General features: G+C 65.4%; 22 protein-coding genes. 13 read left to right on the top strand and 9 right to left on the bottom strand.

The window, feature by feature from the left end; genetic code table 11:
* Nucleotides 1-59: 59 nt before the first annotated feature.
* The 6 genes from DW352_RS22800 to DW352_RS22775 all read right to left on the bottom strand — a co-directional run bounded on the left by DW352_RS22800 (nucleotide 60) and on the right by DW352_RS22775 (nucleotide 8,656).
* Nucleotides 60-1,091 (bottom strand): nickel/cobalt transporter, encoded by a 1,032-nt coding sequence (locus tag DW352_RS22800; RefSeq protein ID WP_245434223.1) that lies wholly within the window; start codon nucleotides 1,089-1,091, stop codon nucleotides 60-62.
* A 151-nt stretch (nucleotides 1,092-1,242) separates the two neighbouring features.
* Nucleotides 1,243-1,875, bottom strand: a complete 633-nt coding sequence (locus DW352_RS22795) for a DUF1007 family protein (RefSeq protein ID WP_115693474.1) — start codon at nucleotides 1,873-1,875, stop codon at nucleotides 1,243-1,245.
* Between the two features lie 63 nt (nucleotides 1,876-1,938).
* Complete coding sequence (locus tag DW352_RS22790) at nucleotides 1,939-2,841, bottom strand: cation diffusion facilitator family transporter (protein WP_115693473.1); 903 nt, start codon at nucleotides 2,839-2,841, stop codon at nucleotides 1,939-1,941.
* Between the two features lie 151 nt (nucleotides 2,842-2,992).
* Nucleotides 2,993-4,588: a gamma-glutamyltransferase family protein gene (locus DW352_RS22785; RefSeq protein WP_115693472.1), complete on the bottom strand. Its 1,596-nt coding sequence runs from the start codon at nucleotides 4,586-4,588 to the stop codon at nucleotides 2,993-2,995.
* Nucleotides 4,589-4,751: 163 nt separating this feature from the next.
* Nucleotides 4,752-6,809: a M3 family metallopeptidase gene (locus tag DW352_RS22780; RefSeq protein ID WP_115693471.1), complete on the bottom strand. Its 2,058-nt coding sequence runs from the start codon at nucleotides 6,807-6,809 to the stop codon at nucleotides 4,752-4,754.
* A gap of 23 nt (nucleotides 6,810-6,832) precedes the next feature.
* Nucleotides 6,833-8,656, bottom strand: coding sequence for a heavy metal translocating P-type ATPase (locus tag DW352_RS22775; RefSeq protein WP_115694562.1), 1,824 nt, complete (start codon nucleotides 8,654-8,656; stop codon nucleotides 6,833-6,835).
* 122 nt (nucleotides 8,657-8,778) lie between these two features.
* On the opposite strand from DW352_RS22775, the gene DW352_RS22770 reads away from it, so the two are divergent.
* From DW352_RS22770 to DW352_RS22750, 4 genes are all read left to right on the top strand, one after another.
* A complete protein-coding gene (locus tag DW352_RS22770; RefSeq protein WP_115693470.1) occupies nucleotides 8,779-9,036 on the top strand; it encodes a hypothetical protein in 258 nt (85 codons plus the stop codon).
* Between the two features lie 531 nt (nucleotides 9,037-9,567).
* A complete protein-coding gene (locus DW352_RS22760; RefSeq protein WP_115693469.1) occupies nucleotides 9,568-10,710 on the top strand; it encodes a type III PLP-dependent enzyme in 1,143 nt (380 codons plus the stop codon).
* A gap of 205 nt (nucleotides 10,711-10,915) precedes the next feature.
* A complete protein-coding gene (locus DW352_RS22755; RefSeq protein WP_115693468.1) occupies nucleotides 10,916-11,488 on the top strand; it encodes a GNAT family N-acetyltransferase in 573 nt (190 codons plus the stop codon).
* Between the two features lie 112 nt (nucleotides 11,489-11,600).
* Nucleotides 11,601-13,037, top strand: a complete 1,437-nt coding sequence (locus tag DW352_RS22750) for a homospermidine synthase (protein ID WP_115693467.1) — start codon at nucleotides 11,601-11,603, stop codon at nucleotides 13,035-13,037.
* A gap of 146 nt (nucleotides 13,038-13,183) precedes the next feature.
* Here the strand turns inward: DW352_RS22750 and DW352_RS22745 are convergent, their stop codons facing one another.
* The 3 genes from DW352_RS22745 to DW352_RS22735 form a co-directional block, all read right to left on the bottom strand.
* Nucleotides 13,184-14,179: a WD40 repeat domain-containing protein gene (locus DW352_RS22745; protein WP_115693466.1), complete on the bottom strand. Its 996-nt coding sequence runs from the start codon at nucleotides 14,177-14,179 to the stop codon at nucleotides 13,184-13,186.
* 152 nt (nucleotides 14,180-14,331) lie between these two features.
* Complete coding sequence (locus DW352_RS22740; RefSeq protein WP_115693465.1) at nucleotides 14,332-15,387, bottom strand: CobW family GTP-binding protein; 1,056 nt, start codon at nucleotides 15,385-15,387, stop codon at nucleotides 14,332-14,334.
* Between the two features lie 84 nt (nucleotides 15,388-15,471).
* Nucleotides 15,472-15,930, bottom strand: coding sequence for a protoglobin family protein (locus tag DW352_RS22735; protein ID WP_115693464.1), 459 nt, complete (start codon nucleotides 15,928-15,930; stop codon nucleotides 15,472-15,474).
* A 379-nt stretch (nucleotides 15,931-16,309) separates the two neighbouring features.
* Here DW352_RS22735 and DW352_RS22730 point away from each other — a divergent pair, with 379 nt between their 5' ends.
* The 9 genes from DW352_RS22730 to DW352_RS22690 all read left to right on the top strand — a co-directional run bounded on the left by DW352_RS22730 (nucleotide 16,310) and on the right by DW352_RS22690 (nucleotide 24,375).
* Nucleotides 16,310-17,206, top strand: a complete 897-nt coding sequence (locus tag DW352_RS22730) for a metal ABC transporter solute-binding protein, Zn/Mn family (RefSeq protein ID WP_115693463.1) — start codon at nucleotides 16,310-16,312, stop codon at nucleotides 17,204-17,206.
* A 60-nt stretch (nucleotides 17,207-17,266) separates the two neighbouring features.
* Entirely contained in the window at nucleotides 17,267-18,097 is an 831-nt protein-coding gene (locus DW352_RS22725) for a metal ABC transporter ATP-binding protein (protein WP_115693462.1), read from the top strand.
* Between the two features lie 155 nt (nucleotides 18,098-18,252).
* Nucleotides 18,253-19,059, top strand: coding sequence for a metal ABC transporter permease (locus tag DW352_RS22720; RefSeq protein WP_115693461.1), 807 nt, complete (start codon nucleotides 18,253-18,255; stop codon nucleotides 19,057-19,059).
* 120 nt (nucleotides 19,060-19,179) lie between these two features.
* Nucleotides 19,180-20,136 carry a TAXI family TRAP transporter solute-binding subunit gene (locus tag DW352_RS22715; protein WP_115693460.1) on the top strand — a complete coding sequence of 319 codons (957 nt, stop codon included), beginning with the start codon at nucleotides 19,180-19,182 and terminating at the stop codon, nucleotides 20,134-20,136.
* A gap of 98 nt (nucleotides 20,137-20,234) precedes the next feature.
* Entirely contained in the window at nucleotides 20,235-22,349 is a 2,115-nt protein-coding gene (locus tag DW352_RS22710; protein WP_115693459.1) for a TRAP transporter permease, read from the top strand.
* Complete coding sequence (locus DW352_RS22705) at nucleotides 22,350-22,718, top strand: DUF1850 domain-containing protein (protein ID WP_115693458.1); 369 nt, start codon at nucleotides 22,350-22,352, stop codon at nucleotides 22,716-22,718.
* A 13-nt stretch (nucleotides 22,719-22,731) separates the two neighbouring features.
* Nucleotides 22,732-23,658, top strand: a complete 927-nt coding sequence (locus tag DW352_RS22700; RefSeq protein ID WP_115693457.1) for a sugar kinase — start codon at nucleotides 22,732-22,734, stop codon at nucleotides 23,656-23,658.
* 96 nt (nucleotides 23,659-23,754) lie between these two features.
* Nucleotides 23,755-24,027, top strand: a complete 273-nt coding sequence (locus tag DW352_RS22695) for a hypothetical protein (RefSeq protein ID WP_210209882.1) — start codon at nucleotides 23,755-23,757, stop codon at nucleotides 24,025-24,027.
* Between the two features lie 81 nt (nucleotides 24,028-24,108).
* A complete protein-coding gene (locus DW352_RS22690; protein WP_115693456.1) occupies nucleotides 24,109-24,375 on the top strand; it encodes a cysteine rich repeat-containing protein in 267 nt (88 codons plus the stop codon).
* Nucleotides 24,376-24,406 lie beyond the last annotated feature (31 nt).

Raw genomic sequence — 24,406 nt, 5'->3', positions numbered from 1 at the left:
CGCGCGGCGAGGCGCCGCCTCACCTCTCCCCGTAAGAACGGGAAGAGGGAAGCAAGCGATCACACCCCCACCATGCGCTCGCTGATCATGTAGCCCGTCAGCAGTGCGACGCCGAAGAAGACGATGGCGAGCGCTGCGGCGGTCTCCAGCCCGCGGATCAGCAGCATGCCGGTGCCGGCTTTGCTCTTGGCGATACGGCCGGCGAAGTGGCGCGCGGCGACGGCGATGGTCGCGATGCCGGTGACGGTAATCGCCGTGCCGATGCCCATGACGAAGGTCGAGGCGACGCCGATCCAGAAGATGCCTTGCGCCAGGGCAAACACCATGACGATGATGGCGCCCGAACAGGGCCGCAGACCCACCGCGACAATGGCGGCGAGGCCGCGTCGCAGCCAATGCTTGCCGGCAAGCTCCTGCGGCTCGGGCGCATGCGCGTGGCCCCAGGCCGACGCTTCGTGGTCGTGGTCATGATCGTGATGATGATGGCCGTGGCTGCAGGTCTGGCCATGGTGCGCGTGGCTGTGACTATGATCGTGCTCATGGCCATGGACCTCGGCATGTGCGTGGCCATGGGCATGGGCGTGATCGTGGTGATGGCCGTGATCGTGGGCATGGTCGTGTGCGGCTGCGGTCGCCTTTTCGCCGCGCCACAGACGCAGGAACGCGCGGCCTTTCACCCACAACAGCCGTAGCCCGATCAAGATAATCAGCGCGTAGCTCACCGTCTCGATGATGCGGACGGTGTTGCCCATCATCTTGGCCGTGGCGCCGAGCAGCACCGCGGCGATGCCGACGATGACGATGGCGGTGATCGCCTGCAGCACGGCCGATGCGAAGGACAGCACCACGCCGCGCCGCCACGTCTCGTTATTGGCGACGAGGTAAGACGAGATCACCGCCTTGCCGTGGCCAGGGCCCGCGGCGTGGAAGATGCCGTAAAGGAACGACAGCCCCATCAAAGTGTAGGCGGCGCTGCCATCGGTTTTGGCGGCGCGGATGAGACCCGAGAACTGCCGGTAGAATTCAGCCTGCTTGGCGAGGATCCAGCCAGTGAATCCGCCAATCTCCGGCGGCGCGGTGCTTCGCGACATACCGAACGGCTGCGCTAGCGCGGCATCGATCACCGCAAACGCGAATAATATGCACCCGACTGCAAGCACCGCTTGCAGCCAATGCGACCGACGGGCCGACCGGATCATGGTTTCACGCTTCCCCTCGCCGCCCCGCGAGCGCCCTAGACCATCAAGGGCAGTGCACCAGAATCTTGTTTGCGAACATCGCGCCCCAGGCCATGTCGACATTGGGCGCATCGGCCGGAATTTCAGCGAGCTTTCGAGCTTCCTGCGCCGTCATCTCGCGCGGGACCATCACGTCGGCCTTGCATCCCTTGCCCCCGACCATGGACACCGGATCCTTCTTGGCCCACTCGAAGTCGACGAAGATCGACGGATCGTAGACCTCGACCTTCAATTCCTTGGCCTTCAGCGGTGTCTTAAGTGGCAGCGTGAAATTGAGCGTCAGGACCGAATCCTTGAAGTCGAGCCAGTAGCCGGGCGCCGGATCATTCAGCGCGACCTTCTGACCATCGGCGGTGACATAGGTGAAGTACTCGTATTCCTTCAGCGACTCGACATTCACTTTGGCGAGCGGCGCCAGCTCCTCGCGCGTGAACTTGCCCTTCTCTTTGCTCTCCAGGCCCTGGGTGGCGAAGGCCGAGAACATATCGTCGAACGCCCAGGCATGGCGTACACCCGTGATATTGCCCGCCTCGTCGTAGACGAGCGCGGTACGCATCGTCACCCAAACATGCGGATGCGCCTGCGCCGCCGAGGCGGCAGCCAGCATGGCGGCGAGTAGAACCAGGCGTTTCAACATACGGCTTTCGACCCCGAAAAAGGCCGGGCGACTATAGGGCAATCTGCGGCGAATTAGAGGCCATCAGAAGACGTTGTCCGGTGCCAGGCCGCAACGGCCGGCATCGCCCAGCTCGATCTGCAGGGTGCAGTGGCCGATGTCGAACCGGTGATGCAATTCATCGGCAACGCGCTGCAGAAAGGCATCACCAGGATGCCCTGCCGGTGTCACGATATGACACGTCAGCGCGGTCTCGGTCGTGCTGAGCGCCCACACATGCAGATCGTGCAGGCTGGCGACTTCCGGTTGCTCATTCAAATACCGCTCTACCGCGGCAAGGTCGGTGCCGACGGGCGCGGCGTTGAGCGACAGCTTCAGGGACTCGCGCAACAAATTCCAGGTGCCGACCAGGATCACCACCGAAATGAGAAGGCTGGTCGCCGGGTCGAGCCATTGCCAGCCGGTAAAATGGATGCCGACCGCGGCAACGATAACCGCGACCGATACGCCGGCATCAGCCACCATGTGCAGAAAGGCGCCGTGGACATTGAGATCGGAGCGGCTGCCGCGGCTGAGCAGCCAGGCGGAGAAGCCGTTGACGGCGACGCCGAGCGCGGCGAGCACGATCACCGTGCCGCTCGCAACCTCCTCCGGCGCATTGAAACGCTGGATCGCTTCCCAGGCAATGGCACCGACCGCTGCGAGCAGCAGCAAAGCGTTGGCCAATGCCGCCAGAATCGACGCGCCGTGCAGACGATAGGTGTAACGGGGGCTCGGCCGCCAACTGGCGATGGCGACAGCACCCCAGGCCAGCAACAGCCCCATGACGTCGCTGAGGTTGTGACCGGCGTCGGCGAGGAGCGCGAGCGAATTGGCGTAGAAGCCAAAGATGCCCTGGCCGATCACCAACGCAACGTTCAGGCCCGTCGTAATCGCAAACGTCGGGCCGAAATCCTTCGGCGCGTGACTGTGGGAATGATCGTGCACGGTGCGGCCTCTTCGCTGGCGCGCGCACCGTAGCCATTGGGAAAACGAATACTAGAACATCGACGCGACGACGTTCGAGGCTGCGGCGCATCTGACTATGCCTTCTCCCCTCATAGGAGAGGGCACCTCGACATCCGCTGTACGTGGCTGCTTACACGCCCGCCGCGCCGCCGTCGGCGCGCGGGTCGTGGCCGCCTTCGATCGTGCCGTTGGGATGCAGAATGACGGCTCCCGCGTGGCCCATCGTGTCCGAATAGCCGTCGTCCAGCACCGCAACATCATGCCCCGCCGACATCATGCGGTCGATCAGGTTGCCGTCGAACCGCGACTCGAGGCGCAGGTTGGTATGCGTCGAACCCCAGGTGCGCCCGAGCAGCCAGCGCGGCGCATCCAGCGTCTCTTCGAGCGGCTGACCAAACAATACGTGGCGCGTGAACACCGCGGCCTGTGTCTGCGGCTGGCCGTCGCCGCCCATCGTGCCATAGGCCATCACGCGGCCGTCCTTGAGCGCGGCGAGCGCCGGGTTGAGCGTGTGGAAGGGCCGTCGCCCAGGCGCCAGCGCGTTCACCGCGCCCGATTCAAGCGAGAAGCTGGCGCCACGATTTTGCATCAGCACGCCGGTCGCCGGCAGCACGCAGCCGGAGCCGAACTCCCAGTAGATCGACTGGATATAAGACACGACGAGGCCGGACGCGTCGGCCGCGCCCATCCAGATCGTATCGCCCTCGCCGTAAGGCGCCGGCCACTGCGCCGCCTTGCGCGGATCGATCTTGGCAGCCTGCTCGTCGAGGAAAGCGGGCGACAACAAGCGATCGAGATCGACGCTGATTCGATCCGGATCGGTGATGACCCGGTCGCGCACGCGGAAGGCGCGCTTGGTCGCCTCGACCAGGCCGTGGATGTGCTCGAAGGTTTCCGCCTTCTCCACCCGCAGGCGCGAGAACAGCGCGAGTATAATGAGGGATGCCAAACCTTGCGTCGGCGGCGGCGCATTATAGAGCGTATGGCCGCCGGCCTGGACGCTGAGCGGCGCGGCGACCCAGCCGCGATAGGCTTCGAGATCGGCGCGCGTCACCGGCGAGCCTATGCGCTCCAGGTCGGCGGCAATCTCGCGGCCGACGTCGCCGCGATAGAAGTCGTCGAGGCCGGCATGGGCGAGGTGTTCGAGCGTCGCGGCAAAGGCCGCCTGCGTCAGCTTCGCGCCCTGCTCCGGCACCTTGCCGTCAGCAAGGAAGACCTTGGCGAAACCGGGCACGTCTTTCAGTTCGGCAAGCTTGTCCTGTGTCAGCGCGGCCTGGCTGCGCGTGACCGTGTAGCCCTCACGCGCATGCTTGATCGCCGGCGCCAGCAACAGGTCGAGCGGCATCTTGCCGCCGAGGGCTTCGGCCGCCTCCTGCGCCAATGACCAGCCGGCGATGGCACCCGGCACGGTGAGCGCCGCATGCGGCCCGCGGGCTGGAATCTCATCGTGACCAGCGTCGCGATAGAAGCGCGCCGTCGCCTTGGCGCCGGCGCGGCCCGCGCCCATCAGCGCGCGCACGCGGCCGGACGGCTCGCGGATCAGCCAGAAGCCATCGCCGCCGATATGGTTCATGTGCGGATAGACGGCGGCGATGGACGCCGCCATGGCGATCATCGCCTCGATGGCATTGCCGCCTTCCGAGAGGATGGCGCGGCCATCGGCGACCGCGGCGGCATGCGGCGCGGCAACCACGCCGCGTTTATGACCAGAGGTGTAACGGTTCATACGGCGCTCGCATTAAAGGAACAAAGACGCCGCGGGCACGGCGGAGCTCCCTCTCCCCGTTAGGGAAAGGGTTGGGGTTAGGGGGTAACGATCTCTCGATAAGCTACAACCCCTCACTCGGCCTATGGGAGAGGTGAAGAGCACGCGTTGCGCGCTTACGACCTTACGCCGCCACATCATCGAGACCGCGCTTCTTGAGCAGCGCATCGACCGCCGGCAGACGGCCGCGGAACGCTTTATACGCCTCGGCCGGGTCACGTAGATTGCCGGCGCTGTAAATGAAGTCGCGCAGGCGCTGCGCCGTCGCCGGATCGAAGGCGTCGCCGGTCTCCTCGAAGGCTTCGAAGGCGTCGGCGTCGAGCACCTCCGACCACATGTACGAGTAATAACCGGCCGCGTAGCCGCCGCCGGAGAACAGATGCGAGAAGTGCGGCAGGCGGTGGCGCATGACAATTTCCGCCGGCATCTTGATGCGCTCGAGATCGTCGCGCTCGAACGCGGTGACATCGAGCGGCGTGTCGTCCTGGCGGCCATGCACGTCGAGATCGACCAGAGCGCAGGCGGTGTATTCGACCGTGGCAAAGCCCTGGCCGTAGGTGCGCGTCGCCAAGAGGCGGTCCAGCAACGCCTTCGGCATCGCCTCGCCGGTCTTGGCGTGGCGCGCATACCTCTCGAGGATCGCCGGCACTTCCAGCCAATGCTCGTAAAGCTGCGACGGCAGTTCGACGAAGTCGCTGGACACCGCCGTGCCCGACAAGAGCGGATAGGTCACGTTCGACAGCATGCCGTGCAGGCCGTGGCCGAACTCGTGGAAGAGCGTCCGCGCGTCGTCGAACGACAGCAAGGCGGGCTCGCCCGCCGCCGGTTTGGTGAAGTTGCAGACATTGAGCACGACCGGGCGCGTGTCGCCGATCAGCTTCTGCTGATCGCGTAGCGAGGTCATCCAGGCGCCGGAATGCTTGGAGCCACGCGCGAAGTAGTCGCCGATGAACAGGGCGACATGCGCGCCGGACTTGTCCTTCACGTCCCAGGCGCGCGCGTCGGGGTGGTAGAGCGGCACGTTGGCCGGCGTGAAGGTGAGGCCGAACAGCCGCTGCGCCGTCTCGAACGCCGCCTCGATCATCTTGTCGAGCTGGAAGTACGGCTTGATCTCGGCTTCGTCGAGATCGTATTTCGCCTTGCGCAGCTTCTCGGCGTAATAGCGCCAGTCGTGCGGCGCGAGCTTGAAGTTGGCGCCCTCGGCCGCGATCATCTCCTGCAGCGCATCGCGCTCGACGAGCGCCTTGGCGCGGGCACGGCCCCAGACCTCATCGAGCAGTTTGCGCGCGGCGGCCGGCGTCTTGGCCATCTGGTCGTCGAGCCGGTAGTCGGCGAAGGTCGCAAAGCCGAGGAGCTTGGCCCGCTCGGCGCGCAGCTTCACGGTTTCGGCGATCGTCGCACGGTTGTCGGTCGCGCCACCGTTTTCACCGCGCTTGATCCAGGCCTCGAACACCTTCTCGCGCAGATCGCGGCGCGATGAGAACTGCAGGAAGCTTTCGCAGGACGAACGCGCGAGCGTGATAGCGTATTTGCCCTTGTGACCGCGCTCCTCGGCCGCGGCGGCCGCGGCGGCGCGGGCGAAGTCCGGCAGGCCGGCGAGATCGCCTTCCTCCAGGATCAGCGCATAGGCCTTCTCGTCGGCGAGCACGTTCTGGCTGAACTTGGTGCCAAGCGTCGCCAGTTCCTCGTTGATCGCCGCCAGCCGGTCCTGCGCCGCCTTGTCGAGGCCGGCGCCGGCCCGCACGAAGCGGGTATGATACCGCTCGAGCACCCGCGCCTGCTCGGGCGTCAGGCCGAGCGTCTCGCGGCGGGCATAGAGATCGTCGATGCGCTTGAACAAAGGCGCATTGAGATAAAGCGCGTTCGAGTGACGGGCCAGCAGCGGCGAGATGTCACGCTCCACCGCCTCCAGCGCATCCGAGGTATCGGCGCCGGCGAGCACAAAGAAGACATTGGCGACCTTCTCCAGGCTGCGGCCGCTTTTCTCGAGCGCTTCGATGGTATTGGCGAAGGTCGGCGGCTCGGCCGACGCCGCGACGGCGTCGATCTCGGCCCGGTGCTCCGCCAGCGCGGCATCGAAAGCGGGGCGGTAATGTTCCGGCTTGATCGCGGCGAAGTCCGGCAGGCCGAAGGCCGCGGCGAAGTCGGACAGGAGCGGGTTCTGGGCGGGTGTCTGGGTCATCTGCCCTATCTACGGGCGCCCCCTCAGCCGCGCAACGCCCGCAGCGCGTTGAAGATGACGGCGACGTCGATCGCCTCCTGCAGCAGGGCGCCCTCCACCGGCACGAGATAGCCCAAGGCCGCCGCGACCATCGCGAGGACCGACAGTCCCATGCCGGCGGCGACGCTCTGCAGCGCGATCGCCCGCGAGCGTCGCGCGATTTTGATCGCCGGCAGCACGCGGTCAAGCTGATCCACGAGCAGAACCACGTCGGCGGCTTCGGCCGATGCGGCCGCGCCTTTGGCGCCCATGGCGACTCCGACGTCAGCGGCGGCGAGCGCCGGGGCGTCGTTGACACCATCGCCGATCATCATCACCGGACCGTTCTTGCGCTCGGACAGCACCACCAGGATCTTCTGATCGGGCGTGAGCTCCGAGCGTACCTGGTCGAGCGAGAGACCGGCGCTGATGAAGCGTGCGACGTCGTGGCGGTCGCCGGTCGCCAGCACGATGCGTTCGATATCCAGCGCGCGGAGCGCACTGAGGAGTTGCTCGGTCCCCGCCCGCAGTTTGTCGGCCAGCACGATCACGCCGGCCAGCTTGCCGTCGACCGCCACCGCGACAGCGAGCGCGCCCGGTTGCCGATCGCGCGGCAACAGAGCGGTGCCGCCATCGGCGGTCTTCGAGGCAACGAAGTGCAGTCCGCCAACGATGACGCTGTGGCCGTCGACAAGGCCGACGAGCCCCTCACCGGGCGTCTCGACGACTTCGGCGGGGACCGCCAGGCTCAAGCCGCGCCGCTGCGCTTCGGCGACCAGGGTCTGGCCGATGATGTGCTTGGAGGCCTGGTCGAGCGAGGCCGCAAAGCGCAGCAACGCGTCCTCGCTGAGACCTGCGACCGCGCGCATGCTCACGATTCGTGCCTCGCCGACCGTGAGGGTACCGGTCTTGTCGATCACCAGAGCCCGCACGCGGGCAAGGTTCTCGATCGCCTTGCCACCCTTGATGAGGATGCCGAGCTTGGCCGCGCGGGAGAGACCCGATACCAGCGCGACCGGCACCGCCAGGATCAGCGGACAGGGCGTGGCCACCACCAGCACCGCCACCGCGCGGATCGGATCGCTCGACAGCCACCAGGCGGCCGCGGCCAGCGCCACGGTGATACCGAGGAACATCAAGGCGTAGCGGTCGGCGAGCCGGGCCATCGGCGCGCGCGAGCGCTGCGCCGCCTCCACCAGCCGGACGACGCCGGCATAGGTACTCTCTGCCGCCCGGTGCTCGGCCGTGAGGTCGAAGGCATCGCCGGCATTGGTCGAGCCGCTGAGCACGGCCTCGCCGGCCGCACGCTTCACGGGCAACGCCTCGCCGGTGAGCGCCGACTGATCGAGCACCGCGACACCGCTGGCGACGACGCCATCGACCGGCACCACGTCGCCACGCCGCAGCAGAAGCCGATCGCCCGGCATGATCAGGTCCAACGCGACTTCTTCCAGCGCGCCGTCGCGGTGACGCAGCGCGGTGCGCGGCACGCGCGACAAGAGCGCCGTCATGTCGCGGCGGGCACGCCGCTCGGCGAAGGCTTCGAGGTACTGACCTCCGGCGTACATGAGCGCAACGATGGCCGCGGCCAGCGCCTCGCCGACCAGCAGCGCGGCGCTCATCGACAGGGCAGCGACGATATCCAGCCCGACATCGCCACGCCGCAAGCTCGCCACGATCTCGACAACGAGGACCAGCAGCACCGGCAGCGTGACGGCGGTCCAGATCGCGTCCGCCCAGCCCGCGGGGCCGCCGAGCCAGGCGGCGACGCCGAGCGCAAGCCCTGCCGCCACCAATACGGCCAGCCCGGGGCGGACCAGTCTCTGCATGCTCAGAATGCCCATGGCGCAAGGGTTTCTCACTCGGATGCCGCCCGCCATGAGCAGGATCAAAGCGGCCTTGATCCCGCCGCGCATTTCGGAGACATTGCGGCCGCGTAAAGGAGAGACCCATGGCCGCATCTGGCACGAGCACTGGCCGCCGCATCGTCTGGCTGAACGTCATCACCGTGATCAGCGCCGCCATCCTGATCGGCGCGGAAGTGTTTGGCGCGGCCTTCGCTGGCTCGTGGGCGCTCGCGACGCTGTTCGATCTCGGCTCGACCGGTCAACGCATCCTCGACGGCCTCTTCGTGCTCGTCGGCATCGCTGTGATGGCGCAGTTCATCCGCAACGCACACCGCATCGAGCCCTTCACAGCACGCTCGTGAGTACGCTCGCGTCGTTGTGAGCGACGCGCAGCGGAAAAGTTAAGGATGATTGTGCGCAGCGCGAACTAATTCGCTTGCACAACGTCAGAAAAGTGTTATTTCCACTCTTGCCCAATTTCGCACGTGCCTGTGGCCGTGTGTCGATCGGTAGGTAGCCGGACAAGAGGCCGGCCAGCCGCCTGAGGTCAGCGAGCTCCTTCTCCAAGAGAGAAGAGTAAGTAGCCTCAAGTCTTCTGATCGGCAGCCGGAGGCGAAACCGGCGCACTCTGCTCTCAGCAGGGGACGCGGCTTAAAGCAACGACGGAGCGGGCTTCTTTGGTCTCTGCTGGCCATCCACCGCCAGCGACGGGTTACCGACGAGGCTTGTCCATCTTGCCAACAGTGCGGCGGGGATCGCCCCTCCAATCTCAAGGCAGCACTAGCGGTTAAGAGCTTAAGGCACGGCTGCGTCCCCATCGCGCACCTGCCCGCGGGCTCCTAAACCGCGAACCGGACGGCTATGGCCGTCCCTTGAGCTGGGAGTGTGCGCCAATGACCGAGCGCATTCGTGAGTTCCTGCGCGTCCGCCGCGAGCGTGGCATCGACGAAGGTCCCGTCCTTGTCGTCGACCTCGAGGTCGTGCGCGACAATTACACCGCATTCGCCAAGGCGCTGCCGGACACGCGCGTCTTCTACGCCGTCAAGGCGAACCCGGCGCCGGAAGTGCTCTCGCTGCTCGCCGGCCTCGGCTCGTGCTTTGACACGGCTTCGGTCGCCGAGATCGAGATGGCGCTGGCCGCCGGTGCGACGCCGGACCGCATCTCCTACGGCAACACCATCAAGAAGGAGCGTGACATCGCGCGCGCCTTCGCGTTGGGCATCCGTCTGTTCGCCGTGGACTGCAAGGCCGAGGTCGAGAAGATCGCCCGCGTCGCGCCGGGCAGCCGCGTGTTCTGCCGCATCCTCTCCGACTGCGTCGGTGCGGAATGGCCGTTGTCGCGCAAGTTCGGCTGCGAGCCGGGCATGGCGGTCGACGTCCTGGAGCATGGACTGAAGCTCGGCCTCGAGCCCTACGGCGTGTCGTTCCACGTCGGTTCGCAGCAGCGCAACCAGCACGCCTGGGATCGCGCCCTCGCTTCGGCGGCGGCGGTGTTCCGTGAGTGCGGCGAGCGCGGCATGAACCTGTCGATGGTCAACCTCGGCGGCGGCTTCCCGACCAAGTACCTGAAGAACGTGCCGACGGTGAAGACCTACGGCAACGCCATCTTCAAGGCGCTGCGCAAGCACTTCGGCAACCGCATCCCGGAAACGATCATCGAGCCGGGCCGCGGCATGGTCGGCAACGCCGGCATCATCGAGACCGAGGTCGTTCTCGTCTCGAAGAAGAGCGAGGAAGACGACGTGCGCTGGGTGTACCTCGACATCGGCAAGTTCGGCGGTCTCGCCGAGACGATGGACGAGTCCATCCGCTACCCGATCCGCACGACGCGGGACGGCGACGCGATGACCCCGTGCGTGCTCGCCGGCCCGACCTGCGATTCGGCCGACGTGCTGTACGAGAAGACGCCGTACCCGCTGCCGGTGTCGCTCGAGATCGGCGACAAGCTGCTGATCGAAGGCACCGGTGCGTACACCACGACGTACTCGGCGGTGGCGTTCAACGGCTTCGAGCCGCTGAAGAGCTACCACATCTGATCGCTCGGCGATCGGCGCACATCTGACAGTTAAGGGAGGCGGCTGGCCGCCTCCCCCTTTCCCTACTCACAGAGTTTGACCCGTCACCCTGCGGTGGCCGTGCGTTTGCGCGGCCCGCGACGGGCGACGGCCCGGCCGCTCATCCTCGACGCTCGACCTTCGGTCGAGCACCGCGGGATACGGGCCGGAGGAAGGAGCGACAGCGATGATCCAGATCCGTCACGAACGGGTTTCCGACTTCAACGCGCGCGAAGCGTTGCTCGACCAGGCCTTCGGCGACACCCGTTACCGCAAGTCGTCGGAGCGGCTGCGCGAAGACCGTCTGCCGGCTGAAGGCCTTGCCTTCATCGCCGCCGACGGCAAGCAGGTCGTCGGTACCGCGCGGCTGTGGAACGTCGGCTGCGGCAATGGCACGCCCGCGCTGCTGCTGGGGCCGGTCGCGGTGTCCGAGGACCGTCGCGGCGAAGGCATCGGCGCAGACCTCGTTCGCCGCGGCGTGCGCGAAGCCAAGCGCCTCGGCTACGGCGCGGTCGTCCTGGTCGGCGACGCGCCGTACTACGGCCGCTTCGGCTTCACCGCCGAGAAGACCGGCGCCCTCTGGATGCCGGGGCCGTTCGAGCGTCACCGCCTGCTTGCAGTCGAGCTTCAGGCCGGCGCACTCGATGGCGCGCGCGGCATGATCAACCCGACCGGCCGCCTCGAGCCGAAGCCCGACCTCGCCGCGCTGGTGGCGCAGGACCGGCGCGCCATGCGGCGCCAGCCGCGCCACGCGGCATAGCGCCATAACAAGAAAATGACGGTGGGCACCCGCCCGGGATTCCCGGGCGGAGTGTCTTCCGTTTGTCGGCCACGGCGGATAAGACGCCCGCATTGAATTGGAGAGACAAGCAATGACCGACTGGCCCGTTTACGCCACCATCACCGGACCGATCGTCATGGTCGGCTTTGGCTCGATCGGCAAAGGCACGCTGCCGATGATCGAGCGCCACTTCAAATACGATAAGTCCCGGATGGTCGTGCTCGACCCCAAGGACGAGGGCCGCAAGGCAATGTGCGAGAAGCACGGCGTGCGCTTCATCCAGAAGGGCCTGACCCGCGACAATTATCGCGAGATCCTCGCGCCGCTGCTCACCGAAGGCGGCGGCCAGGGCTTCTGCGTCAATTTGTCGGTCGACACCGGCTCTGTCGACATCATGGAACTCTGCAACGAGCTGGGCGCGCTCTATATCGACACCGTCAACGAGCCATGGCTCGGCTTCTACTTCGACAAGTCGAAGGGGCCCGAGGCGCGCTCGAACTACGCGCTGCGCGAAACCACGCTGGCCGCCAAGAAGGCGCGCAAGCCCGGCTCGACCACCGCCGTCTCCTGCTGCGGAGCCAATCCCGGCATGGTCTCCTTCATGGCCAAGCAGGCGTTGCTCAATGTCGCGGCTGACCTCAAGCTCAACGTGCCCGAGCCGAAGACCAAGGCCGAATGGGCGGACCTGATGCGCCAGGCCGGCGTAAAGGGCATCCATATCGCCGAGCGCGACACGCAGCGCTGCAAGACGCCGAAGCAAGCCGAGGTGTTCGTCAACACCTGGTCCGTCGAGGGTTTCCTGTCCGAAGGCATGCAGCCGGCCGAACTCGGCTGGGGCACCCACGAGAAGTGGATGCCTGACAATGCGAAGACGCACGAAACCGGCTGCGGCGCGGCGATCTACCTGATGCAGCCCGGCGCCAACACGCGCGTGCGCACTTGGTGCCCGACGCGCGGCGCGCAATACGGCTTCCTCGTCACACACAACGAGTCGATCTCGATCTCGGATTACTTCACCGCGCGCGATGCCTCAGGCAAGGTGACGTACCGGCCGACTTGCCACTACGCCTATCATCCGGCCGACGACGCGGTGCTGTCGCTGCACGAGCTCTTCGGCTCCGGCAAGATGCAGGAGAAGCATCACATCCTCGAAGAGGACGAGATCGTCGACGGCATCGACGAACTCGGCGTGCTGCTCTACGGCCACGGCAAGAACGCCTACTGGTTCGGCTCGCAGCTGTCGATCGAGGAGACGCGCGCGCTGGCGCCGTATCAGAACGCCACGGCGTTGCAGGTGACGTCGGCGGTGATCGGCGGCATGGTCTGGGCGTTGGAGCATCCGAACGAGGGTATCGTCGAGGCTGACGAGATGGATTTCCATCGTCTTTTGGAAATCCAGAAGCCCTATCTCGGCCCGGTGAAGGGCTTCTACACCGACTGGACGCCGCTCGAGGGCCGTCCGGGCCTGTTCCCGGAGGACCTCGACACGTCGGATCCGTGGCAGTTCAAGAACGTGCTGGTGCGGTGAGGTTGTCTGTATGAATGACAAACGGGCGGCCAAAGGCCGCCCGTTTCATTTTTGAACGGTCAATCTGTCTCCGTTCGTCCCCGCGGAAGCAGGGACCCAGCGCTGGATTCCCGCTTGCGCGGGAATGAGCGGAGAATGTGGAAACATTAAAGAGCAAGCACTCCCGCGTCGCCGCTCTCGGTGCCGTAAGCGAGCATCTGGCCGCTCGCTTCCCACGCGAGTGCGGTGACCGGCTGGCCATCTGGCTCGCGCGCGAGGATCAGCGCGCCGTCGTCGATACGCACCAGCAGGACGAGGCCGTTGGCATAGCCGGCGGCGACCACCGACTGCTTCGGATGCGCCGCGACGACGGCGACGCGCGCCTCCTCCTGCGCGAGCAGCTTGGGCTGGCGGCCCATCGGTCCGTCCTTGCCGTCGAACGGCCACAGGATCACCTGTTCGGAGCCCGAGGTCGCGAGGAAGTTGCCGCCCGCGGTCCAAGCCATCGAGCGCACGCGCGCGGAATAGCCCGACATCCGCATGTGCTTGCCGTCGACAATGCGCCAACCGTGCAGCGTCGACTCCTGCATCGTGGTGACGAGGAAGCGCCCATCCGGACTGATGGTGACCCCGAGATGCGAACCCTTCCACTCGAACTTCTCGGGCGCGGCGGCGGCGTTGGGAAACCAGAACGACACGCCGTTGTAATGCGCGACGGCGAGACGGAAGCCTTTCGGCGCAAAGCACAAGCCACCGACCGTCGACGGCGCCTCCCACGACCGCAGTTCGCCTTTGCCGGTGCGCACATGCGCCGTCTTGCCGACCGACCAGGCGACCGCGCCGTCGGGCCCGAGCGCGACCTGATCGATCCAGCGCTTCTTGTCGTCGGCGGCGATCTCTTTGGCTTCGCCGGCTCGGTTGGTGGCAACCAGCCGGCCGTCGTCGCCGCCGGTGACGATGCGCTCGCCATCGCCGGCGCTGACGAGAATGCCGCCGCTGTGCGCAGCGATGCGCTTCTCGTCGTCACCGGCAAACAGCAGATGCTCTTCGGCGAGAACGAAGACAGGCGTCTGCTTAAGGAAGTGCACGTCGACAACGGACGCGCCGGCCGCAACAGGCCGCACGCGATTGGCAAGAGAGGGAAGTGTGGAGGTGTTGGACATTCTCGGCGCCGTCATTGCCGGGCTTGACCCGACAATCCATGATGAAGTTCAGCAAAGATGGGCTTCGTGCGGTCAGCCGTGTGGGTAGGCATCGTGGATGCCCGGGTCAAGCCCGGGCATGACACTGTGCTGGGTGCACCGCAGTGCGCCTCTTAAGCCACGCAGGCTTCGAAGCCTTCGCGGATCTTGTCCTCGGGGAGATCGCGGCCGATGAAGACGATGCGGCTGACGCGCTCTTCGCCTTCCTTCCACGGACGCTGATGATCGCCGTCGAGGATCATGTGCACGCCCTGGAACACGAAGCGATCGTTATCGTCCTTGAACGACAGGATGCCTTTCGAGCGCAGGATCTTCTGCCCCTCGGTGGCGACGAGTTGCTGAACCCACGGGAAGAACTTGTCCGGGTTCAGTGGTTTGTCACTCCGGAGCGACAGGCTTTGCATGTCTTCGTCGTGGTAGTGCTTGAGACCATGGTCATGATGGTGATGGTCGTGGCCATGATGATGCCCATCGTGATGATGGTGATCGTGGTGATGGTCATGGTCGTCCGCCTCCAAAAATTTCGGTTCGATATCGAGAATGCGGTCGAGGTCGAAGGCGTTGCGGCCCAACACCTCGTCGATTGCGATCTTCGACCGCTCCGTGCGGTGCAGCGTGGCGTAAGGATTGATGGCGCGGATGCGGGCCTCGACCTCGCGCAGTTCTTCCGGGGCGACCAAGTCGGTCTTGTTCACCAGGATAACGTCCGCGAAGGCGATCTGGTTCTTGGCTTCCGGCGCATCCTTGAGCCGGTCCTTCAGCCATTTGGCGTCGGCGACAGTCACCACCGCATCGAGCTTGGTCCGGGCGCCGACATTCTCGTCCATGAAGAAGGTCTGGGCGACCGGCGCCGGATCGGCGAGGCCGGTGGTCTCGACGATGATGGCGTCGAACTTGCCCTTGCGTCGCATCAGCCCGTCGATGATGCGGACGAGGTCGCCGCGCACCGTGCAGCAGATGCAGCCATTGTTCATTTCGAACACTTCCTCGTCGGCATCCACCACGAGGTCGTTGTCGATGCCGATCTCGCCGAACTCGTTGACGATCACGGCGAATTTTTTCCCATGCGGCTCCGACAGGATGCGGTTGAGCAGCGTGGTCTTGCCGGCGCCGAGATAGCCGGTCAGCACCGTCACGGGGATTTTTTCAGGCGTCTGGGGGGTCGTCATGAATGGGGAGCTCCGTTCCCCGTCCATATAGGGATTTCGGCGCCGACCTGCAAAAGGGTCGGAATCGCCCCGTCCGGGGGCCGATTAGTCCAGGATCACCGCATCATAGGCCGACAGCGCCAGGCTCATGTCGATGGCAATGTATTTGTCGAGCGTCTTGACCAGCTGGCCCTTGGTGACGACGTGCAGGTCCGACTTGATGATGATCTCGATGAAGGCAAGCTTCAGCCGCGTGTAGCCCGCGACATACCACATCGGATTGAGCTGGATGTCGCGGTGGCGCACCCCGATACGGCCGACGCTGGCGAAGAAGTCCGCGTCGAAGCGCGAATGCAGCAAGGACAGCCAATGCTGCTTTTGCCTCTCCTTGAGCACCGGAATGGTGCGGGCCGTGACGAAGGGGTTGATCTGGAAGTCCTGAACGGTGGCGTAGAATTCCTCGATCGCCTGGTCGAAATGCGGCTTGAGCAGCTCCGAGAGCATCAGCGCCGAAGCGCGATCTTCCGAATCGATCTGTAGGAAGTCGAGCAGCTTCTGCACCATCCGAATCCCCCATTCGTTGGACCTGACACCTCGGAGGATCGTTCACTTCGCCGCAACTTCAAATCCACGCGCACGTCATCGCAGAGAAATCTGCTCGCACTGGATTGATAAAATAGGATGGCACGACAGCGTGCGGCGCCGACGTGTGGCGGCATGCCCGTCCGCGCGCGCAACCGCCCCGACGCGTAATAGCACCGCCTTACCCTCCCTGCTGGTGCCAGGAAGCAAACACATCCAAAGCGTGCACAATCCACACTATGCACGGTACTGCTGTAGAACGTCGTCGTGCTTGGGTTCCGAAGAAGACGATGCGTCCGCCCTTGCGGCTTGATATGTTATAATGTTACATCATTCGCGGGGCCCGGTACTGGACTTGGACATGCGGACGACCTTCAAAACCTGCCTTGCGGCGGCGGCTGGTGCATTGATCTTTCTGGCCGCGCACACCACCGCGGTCGCCGCGGACGGGCAGCAGACCGCCATCGCCGCCGCCGAGAATTTCTATGGCGACATCGCCCGGCAGATCGGCGGCGACCGCGTCGCCGTCACCAGCATCCTGACCAATCCGGACCAGGATCCACATCTTTTCGAAACTACGCCCGGCACCGTGCGGCAGATCGCCGACGCCCGCATCGTCATCGTCAACGGCGCCAATTACGATCCTTGGGCCGAGAAGCTGCTGCAGGCCGCGCCCCGCCCCGACCGGGTGGTGATCAATGCCGCGCAGCTCACAGGGCGGAAAGCGGGTGCGAACCCGCACCTCTGGTACGACCCGGCGACCATGCCGGCCGTGGCCAAGGCCATCGCCGCCGCGCTGACACAGGCCGACGGTACGCATGCCGCAGACTACGCGTCGCGCCTCGATGCGACTCTGTCGAAGCTCGCGCAAATCGACGCGCGGGTGGCGCATTTGAAGGGCAAACACGCCGGCAAGGCGGTGACGGCGACCGAGCCGGTGTTCGGCCTGATGGCCTCCGCACTCGGCCTCACCATGCGCAACGAGCGCTTCCAGCTCGCCATGATGAACGACACCGAACCGAGCGCGCGCGACGTCGCGGCTTTCGAGAACGACCTCAAAGAGCGCAAGGTGAAAGCCTTGATCTACAACAGCCAGGTGAGCGAGAAGCTGACCGAGCGCTTGCTTGCGGTCGCCCGCAAGGCGAAGGTGCCGGTGGTCGCGGTGACCGAGTCGATGCCCGCCAACACCAATTTCGTCGATTGGATGTTGAGCGAACTCGACACCCTCGACAGGGCGCTGAGCGATCCGAACTCGTGACGAATAATTGTCATTCCGGGGCGGCCCGAAGCGCAAACCCGGCGTGACGGAGAATATGTGATGAACGCCGTCGAGTTCGATCACGTCAGCCTGCGCGTTGGCAGGCGCACGGTCCTCTCCGACATCAGCTTCGCGATCCGCGCCGGCGAATTCATCGGCGTGCTCGGCCCCAATGGTGCCGGCAAGACCACGCTCATGCGATCGATCCTCGGCCTGCTGCCGCCGGCGAGCGGCACCGTGCACGTGTTCGGCCGCGCGCCCGAGCGCGGCAACCCGGCCATTGGCTACCTGCCGCAACTGCGCACGGTACAGCCCGACTTGCGCGTGCGCGGCTTCGACTTCATCGCCTCCTCGCTCAAAGGTCATCGCTGGGGCCTACCCTCGCATTCGGCGAAGGACAGGATGGCGATCGAGGCCACGCTCGACGCCGTCGGCGCCCGCGACCTCGCCATGCGTCCTTTGAGCGACATGTCGGGCGGGGAGCGCCAGCGCTTGCTGCTGGCGCAAGCGCTGATCGGCGATCCGCAACTGCTGCTTCTCGACGAGCCGTTGATCAGCCTCGATGCCCGCCATCAGGAAGTCGTCATCGACGTCGTGCGCAAAGTCTGCCGGGAGCGCGGCATCACCGTCCTGTTCAGCGCGCATGAGCTCAACCAATTGCTCGGTACGCTCGATCGCGTGCTCTACCTCGGCAATAAACAGGCCGAGCTCGGCACCGTCGACGAGGTCGTGACGGCACCGGTGCTGTCGCGGCTTTACGGCACGGAGATCGAGGTGGTCCGCGCCGCGGGGCACATTTTCGTCATGTCACGCGGCCGCGACGTCGAACGCGAGGCGCATATGCACGATCATGACCACGGTCATGGGCACGAGCATGAGCATCATCATTAGGCCCAGCCACACACTCTCCTCACCTCCCCCTGGAGGAAGAAGGTCGACGCGCGTTAGCGCGTCGGGGGGAAGTGATCTTGTTCGCGCCTTCTCACCTCGCCCCGATCGGCCTCCGGCCGATCGCCCCTCCCAGGAGAGGGTGACGGAGGCATTGCATGTTTCAATATGAATTCATGACCAACGCCTTCACCGCCGCAGGCATCGTCGCGGTGGTGTCGGGTCTCACCGGCTTCTTCCTGGTGATGCGCGGGCAGACGTTTGCCGGCCACGCGCTGTCGCACATCGGCTTTGCCGGCGCGACCGGCGCCGGTCTGATCGGCCTCACCCCGCTTTGGGGCCTCGTCGGCTTCACCGTCGCCGCGGGTGTGGTGATGGGCTGGCTGAGCGAGCGTCTGAGCAATCGCGACGTCGCCATCGGCGTGGTGCTGGCGCTTGCGCTCGGCTTCGGCCTGTTGTTCCTGCACTATTATACGTCGTTCGCAACGCAGGCGACCGCGCTCCTGTTCGGCAATGTGCTTGCCGTCGATCGCGCGACCATCATCGCCCTCACCGCGCTCAGTTTGCTGACGCTGCTCGGCCTCGCCGCGATCATGCGGCCTTTGATCTTTTCCAGCCTTCAGCCGGAGCTTGCCGAAGCCAAGGGCGTGCCGCTGCGCTTCATCTCGACGGCCTTCCTCGCCATCGTCGCCCTCGCGGTCGCAGCCTGTGCGCAGATCGTCGGCGTCCTCCTGGTGTTCACTCTGATGGTCGGCCCGCCGGCCGCAGCGCAGCGCGTCACCACCGGACTGTGGAGCGGCCTCATCCTCTCGGCCGTGCTGGCGCTGGCGGAAGCCTGGCTCGGCCTCACCGTCGCTTTCTACACCGACTGGCCGGTGAGCTTCTGCATCGCCGCGCTCAGTGCGATCGGTTACTTCGCGGCGCTGATGTGGCCGGCGCGCGCCGGCCATGCTGCACTGCACTAGCGCGCTCGCGCACATCCGCCAAAAGCATATTCGCCAGAGCGACAGCGGGCGGGTAAAGTGCCGCGCAATACCGGCCGCTCCGAGCCGGTTTCACTTAGAAATTGTGGAGGATGGGCACACATGTCCCGCTATTCCAAGTTTGCGCGTCTCGGTCTTTTTGCCTCGGCCGTCGCTCTGGCGCCGCTCGGCGCTCACGCCGAGCAGTTCATTAACATCCTCACCGGCGGCACTGGCGGCGTCTATTATCCGCTCGGCGTCGCGATGTCGAAAATCTACGCCGAAAAAATCAAGGATTCGAAACCGTCGGTGCAGGCCACCAAGGCTTCGGTCGAGAATCTCAACCTGCTGCAGCAGGGCCGCGGCGAAATCGCCTTCACGCTCGGCGACTCGCTCGCCGACGCATGGAACGGCAACACCGAAGTCGGTTTCAAGAGCAAGCTCGACAAGCTCCGCACCGTCGCCGCCATCTACCCGAACTACATCCAGATCGCTGCGCTCAAGGATTCCGGCGTGAAGACTCTCGCCGACCTCAAGGGCAAGCGCCTGTCGGTCGGCGCGCCGCGCTCGGGCACCGAACTCAACGCGCGCGCGATCCTCTCCGGCGCCGGCATGTCCTACAAGGATCTCGGCAAGGTCGAGTATCTGCCGTTCAACGAGTCGGTGGAACTGATGAAGAACCGTCAGCTCGACGCCACGCTGATCTCGGCCGGCCTCGGTGTCTCCGCGATCCGCGATCTTTGCGCCTCCGTCGACTGCGTCATCGTCGAAGTGCCGAAGGCCATCGTCGAGAAGATCGGCTCGCCCTATCAGTCTGTCGTCATTCCGGCCAATACCTATAACGGCCAGGACAAGGACGTGCAGGCCGCCGCCGTGCAGAACTATCTCGTCACCCGCGCCGGACTGCCGGACGACGAAGTCTATCAGATGACCAAGTCGCTGTTCGACAATCTGCCCGCGCTGCAAGCGGCGCATTCTGCGGCCAAGGCCATCAGCTTGGATACGGCCGGCAAGAATCCGCCCGTACCCCTGCATCCGGGCGCTGCGAAGTTCTACAAGGAAAAGGGCGTCGGGGGCTGATACCCCAGACGCGCAATCCGAACGCCGCAGTTCTGATAAGATGCCCGGCACGTCAGCGCCGGGCATTCGTCATATAAGATCGGGATAGGAAACACGTTATGACTGCCGAAGACGTCGCCGCTTTATCGCCGAAGCCGCTGCCGGGCCAGACCAAGACCGAGGCCCAGCTCGAAAAGGGATGGAGCGGCACCTTCGAAGGTCGCGCGTTATTCTGGATCGCTGTCGCCTTCTCCGCCTTCCAGATCGTCACCGCCATGTTCAGCCCGCTCGCGAGTCAGATCGTGCGCTCGGTGCACGTCGGCTTCCTGATGCTGATGGTGTTCGGCGTCGCCTCGACTTTGACGGGCCGGCAGCCGGTAAAGATCGCCCTCTGGGCGCTCGGCATCATCGGCTTCGTGTTGGGCCTCTATCATTGGGTTTTCTACGCCGACCTTATCGTTCGCGCCGGCGATCCCGACATGCAGGATATCATCGTCGGCGTCATCGTCGTGATCCTGGTTTTCGAAGCGGGCCGCCGCATGATGGGTCCGCTGCTGCCGATCATCTGCGCGGTCTTTCTCGCCTACGGTCTGTTCGGCCAATACCTGCCGAGCCCGCTCAACACCCGCGGCTACGACTTCTCCCAGGTCGTCGATCAGATGTTCCTCGGTACCGAGGGCATCTACGGCACGCCGATTTACGTGTCCTCGACCTACATCTTCCTCTTCATCCTGTTCGGCGCCTTCCTCGAGAAGGCGGGCATGATCAGCCTGTTCACCGATCTCGCCATGGGCACCGTCGGCCATGCGCGGGGCGGCCCGGCCAAGGTCGCGGTAATCTCCTCGGGCCTGATGGGCACCATCAACGGCTCCGGCATCGCCAACGTCGTGACCGTTGGCCAGTTCACGATTCCGCTGATGAAGCGCTTCGGCTACCCGTCCTATTTTGCCGGCGCGGTCGAAGCGACCTCCTCGATGGGCGGCCAGATCATGCCGCCGGTCATGGGCGCCGTCGCTTTCATCATGGCCGAGACGATCAACGTGCCCTACTCGGCGGTCTGCATCGCCGCTGTCGTGCCGGCCGTGCTTTATTACTATTCGGCCTTCTGGGCCGTGCATCTGGAGGCCGGCAAACGCGGCCTCGTCGGCTTGCCAAAAGATCAGTGCCCGAGCGCGCTCAAAGCGCTGAAGAGCAACTGGTTCCTCCTGATGCCGCTGGCGGCCTTGGTGGTGCTGTTGTTCGCCGGCTATACGCCGTTGTTCGCCGGCACGGTGGGCCTCGGCCTCACGGTCATGGTGATCTTCAGCTATCCGATCGTTGCGGCACTGCCCCAACCGGTCCTGCGCATCGTCTTCTGGATCCTGCTCGGCCTCAGCGCGGCGCTGTTCTTCGAGTATGGAATCTGGCTGCTGATTGGCATGGTCGCGGCGCTGATGCTCGTCACCATTTGGGTCAAAGGCGGCCGCGACACACTCACCATCGCGCTCAACAGTCTTGCCGACGGCGCCCGCCATGCGTTGCCGGTCGGCGTTGCCTGCGCTCTCGTCGGCACGATCATTGGCACGCTGACGCTTACCGGCGCGGCGACCAATTTCGTGCGCGTGATCGTGTCGGTCGGCGAAAGCTCCATCTTCCTGTCGCTGTGCCTGACCGCGCTTACCTCGCTCATCCTCGGCATGGGCATCCCGACCATCCCGAACTACATCATCACTTCTTCCATCGCGGCACCGGCATTGCTGCATCTCGGCGTCCCGCTGATCGTGTCGCACATGTTCGTGTTCTACTTCGGCATCATGGCGGACTTGACGCCGCCAGTTGCCCTCGCAGCCTTCGCCGCGGCATCGATCGCCAAGGAAAGCGGCTTCAAGATCGGATGGACGGCGGTGAAGATCGCGCTGCCGGGCTGGATCGTGCCGTTCATGGCGATCTATTCACCGGCGCTCATGTTGCAGCCGGTGGGCGCACGCGTCGACGAATGGGGCTTCGTCGCAGCCGCCGCTTATGTGATCGTCAAAGCGGTCATCGCCGTCACGCTGTGGGGCGTGACCGCCATCGGCTATTTCCTCGCCCCGGTGGGTTGGCCGGAGCGCATCATCGCCTTCGTGTCCGCGGCCTTGCTGGTGCTGGAATATCCGTGGACCGACCCCGTCGGCTTTGCGGCCTGCGGCGCCTTCTTCGCGTATCAGTTCTGGAAGGCGCACGGCGCACGCGGCGCCGTGAAGGCGGCCGAGTAGGTGCTCGAGCTCTGCCTCCTTGCGGCAGGCGCGACGATCCGCCTCGGCACCGTCGCGCTCACCTTGGCCTGGACGCATTCCATCGAGAAGACCCGCTGGGAAGAAGATTGGCGCGCGACGCCGGCCGGTCTCGCCCTTGTCGAGGACCGCATCCAGGGCACTGGCGCCGGCATGGAGCCGCCGGCGGACGCCAAATTCGATGGGCGATGGTGGCACTACGCGCCGCATGTTCCGCCGATGCCGAACGTGCTGCTGCGCCGTTCCGGCGCCACCGATGACTGGCAGGTTTGCATCGCCGGACAGTGTAAGCCGATGGGCGCTTATGTGCCGAAAGACGCCGATCCGGTGACGCTGACGACCTGTCCGTGATAAGACGCCGTGCATGACCGCAGCCCCCAAACGCACCATCGCCATCGGCGAGGCCACCATCGAGCTTGCGCGCGGCGCCGACGGCCGTTTCGCCCTGCAAAGCGGCGGCGACACCTTCAACACCGCGATCTATCTGGCGCGCGCGGGTCTGAACACCGCCTTCGCCACCGCGCTCGGCGATGATCCCTATTCCGACGCCATCGCCGCATTGGCGAAAGCCGAGGGCGTCGCGACCGATCTCATGATGCGCATTCCCGGCCGCCTGCCCGCGCTCACCCTCATCGACAGCGATGCCGCACAGGGACGGCGTCTGCATCAGTGGCGCGAGGCAACCCCGGCGCGCGATCTGTTCGAGTTGCCGGGCTGGGGCGGCATCGCGGAAGCGCTCGCCACCGCGCGTCTGATCTATTTTTCCGGCATGACGCTGTCGCTCTACTCGAATGTCGGGCTCGGCCGTTTCCTCGCGGCGATCGAACTCGCGCGCAAAGCCGGCGCGACGATCGCCTTCGACGGCAATTTCCGCCCGCGCGACTGGAAGGCCGATCTGCCGCGCACGCGCACGGTTTTCGCCGAAGCGCTCAAGCGCACCGACATCGCGTTGCCGGCTTATGACGATGAGGCCGTCCTTTGGGGCGATCCCTCCCCCGACGCCACGATTGCGCGCCTGCAGGCCTTCGGCGTCGGCGAGATCGTCGTCAAGAACGGACCGAACAGCGCCTCGCTCGCGGCCGGCGCCACGCGCGAGGAAATCCCCGTTCCCGAGGTCGTGACGCCGGTCGATAGCACGGCCGTTGGCGATGGCTTCAACGCGGGCTATCTCGCCGCGCGAATCTCCGGCAGCAAGCCAGCCGACGCGGCGCAGGCGGCGCACCGGCTCGCGGCTCATGTGCTGCGCCATCGGGGCGCGATCGTGCCGCGCACCGGCGCGGTGATGCACTAGCGCGCTACACGGCTTTTCACGCTCGCGTCAGGACCGGAACTTTCACCCGCCGCCCCCATTGTTCCTGTGATCATTCCGATCGCAAGGAGGCATGCGATGAAGACATTCATGGCGGCAACGGCCGTGGCTGCGGCCATTGTTCTCGCGCCCGCGGCAGCGAGCGCCGGGGAACGGATGGGCGATGGGCTCATGGGCGCCGGCGCCGGATTACTGGTCGGTGGACCGGTCGGCGCCGTGGCCGGTGGCGTTATCGGTTATACCGCCGGCCCGCACATTTCGCGCGGGATGGGCTTCCACCGGCACCGTTATTATCACCGCCACTCTCACTACGAGCGCACGCGCGCGAGCGTCCATCGCGCCGAGCGTTGAAAACCTCGCCATCAGCCACAAAACTAACACAGGCTGGAGACAATTTCGTCTCCAGCCTTTGTTTGCCGGAAGGAACTTGAAATGAAGCGAACCGCCGCCGCCGTTGCGTTGTTGACCATCCTGGTGAACGGCGCGGCGCTAGCCCAGACGGACGAACGTCTCCAGCCGGGAAGGTCCGGCAGCCTGTTTAGCGGCACGCCGGAAGAACAAGCCGCCTGCCGTCCCGATTCGACGAAGTACTGCCTCGACGAAATGCCGGACAGCCTGCGCGTACTGGCGTGTCTGCAACAGCACCGCACCAAACTGCGCAAAGCCTGCCTTCAGGTGCTGGAGGCGCACGGCCAATAAGAAAACAGCCCCGCCAAGCGGGGCTGTTTCG

This window comes from Pseudolabrys taiwanensis, from assembly GCF_003367395.1.
GTDB lineage: Bacteria > Pseudomonadota > Alphaproteobacteria > Rhizobiales > Xanthobacteraceae > Pseudolabrys > Pseudolabrys taiwanensis.
Note: the sequence above shows the minus strand (reverse complement) of the source record. Positions and strands in the feature narration are given on the sequence as shown.

Excerpts from the sequence above, each read along its gene's own strand:
- DW352_RS22800 (WP_245434223.1), bottom strand. The coding sequence starts at position 1,091 with ATGTCGCGAAGCACCGCGCCGCCGGAGATTGGCGGATTCACTGGCTGG.
- DW352_RS22795 (WP_115693474.1), bottom strand. The coding sequence starts at position 1,875 with ATGTTGAAACGCCTGGTTCTACTCGCCGCCATGCTGGCTGCCGCCTCG.
- DW352_RS22785 (WP_115693472.1), bottom strand. The coding sequence starts at position 4,588 with ATGAACCGTTACACCTCTGGTCATAAACGCGGCGTGGTTGCCGCGCCG.
- DW352_RS22780 (WP_115693471.1), bottom strand. The coding sequence starts at position 6,809 with ATGACCCAGACACCCGCCCAGAACCCGCTCCTGTCCGACTTCGCCGCG.
- DW352_RS22775 (WP_115694562.1), bottom strand. The coding sequence starts at position 8,656 with ATGCAGAGACTGGTCCGCCCCGGGCTGGCCGTATTGGTGGCGGCAGGG.
- DW352_RS22770 (WP_115693470.1), top strand. The coding sequence starts at position 8,779 with ATGGCCGCATCTGGCACGAGCACTGGCCGCCGCATCGTCTGGCTGAAC.
- DW352_RS22760 (WP_115693469.1), top strand. The coding sequence starts at position 9,568 with ATGACCGAGCGCATTCGTGAGTTCCTGCGCGTCCGCCGCGAGCGTGGC.
- DW352_RS22755 (WP_115693468.1), top strand. The coding sequence starts at position 10,916 with ATGATCCAGATCCGTCACGAACGGGTTTCCGACTTCAACGCGCGCGAA.
- DW352_RS22750 (WP_115693467.1), top strand. The coding sequence starts at position 11,601 with ATGACCGACTGGCCCGTTTACGCCACCATCACCGGACCGATCGTCATG.
- DW352_RS22745 (WP_115693466.1), bottom strand. The coding sequence starts at position 14,179 with ATGTCCAACACCTCCACACTTCCCTCTCTTGCCAATCGCGTGCGGCCT.
- DW352_RS22740 (WP_115693465.1), bottom strand. The coding sequence starts at position 15,387 with ATGACGACCCCCCAGACGCCTGAAAAAATCCCCGTGACGGTGCTGACC.
- DW352_RS22735 (WP_115693464.1), bottom strand. The coding sequence starts at position 15,930 with ATGGTGCAGAAGCTGCTCGACTTCCTACAGATCGATTCGGAAGATCGC.
- DW352_RS22730 (WP_115693463.1), top strand. The coding sequence starts at position 16,310 with ATGCGGACGACCTTCAAAACCTGCCTTGCGGCGGCGGCTGGTGCATTG.
- DW352_RS22725 (WP_115693462.1), top strand. The coding sequence starts at position 17,267 with ATGAACGCCGTCGAGTTCGATCACGTCAGCCTGCGCGTTGGCAGGCGC.
- DW352_RS22720 (WP_115693461.1), top strand. The coding sequence starts at position 18,253 with ATGTTTCAATATGAATTCATGACCAACGCCTTCACCGCCGCAGGCATC.
- DW352_RS22715 (WP_115693460.1), top strand. The coding sequence starts at position 19,180 with ATGTCCCGCTATTCCAAGTTTGCGCGTCTCGGTCTTTTTGCCTCGGCC.
- DW352_RS22710 (WP_115693459.1), top strand. The coding sequence starts at position 20,235 with ATGACTGCCGAAGACGTCGCCGCTTTATCGCCGAAGCCGCTGCCGGGC.
- DW352_RS22700 (WP_115693457.1), top strand. The coding sequence starts at position 22,732 with ATGACCGCAGCCCCCAAACGCACCATCGCCATCGGCGAGGCCACCATC.
- DW352_RS22695 (WP_210209882.1), top strand. The coding sequence starts at position 23,755 with ATGAAGACATTCATGGCGGCAACGGCCGTGGCTGCGGCCATTGTTCTC.
- DW352_RS22690 (WP_115693456.1), top strand. The coding sequence starts at position 24,109 with ATGAAGCGAACCGCCGCCGCCGTTGCGTTGTTGACCATCCTGGTGAAC.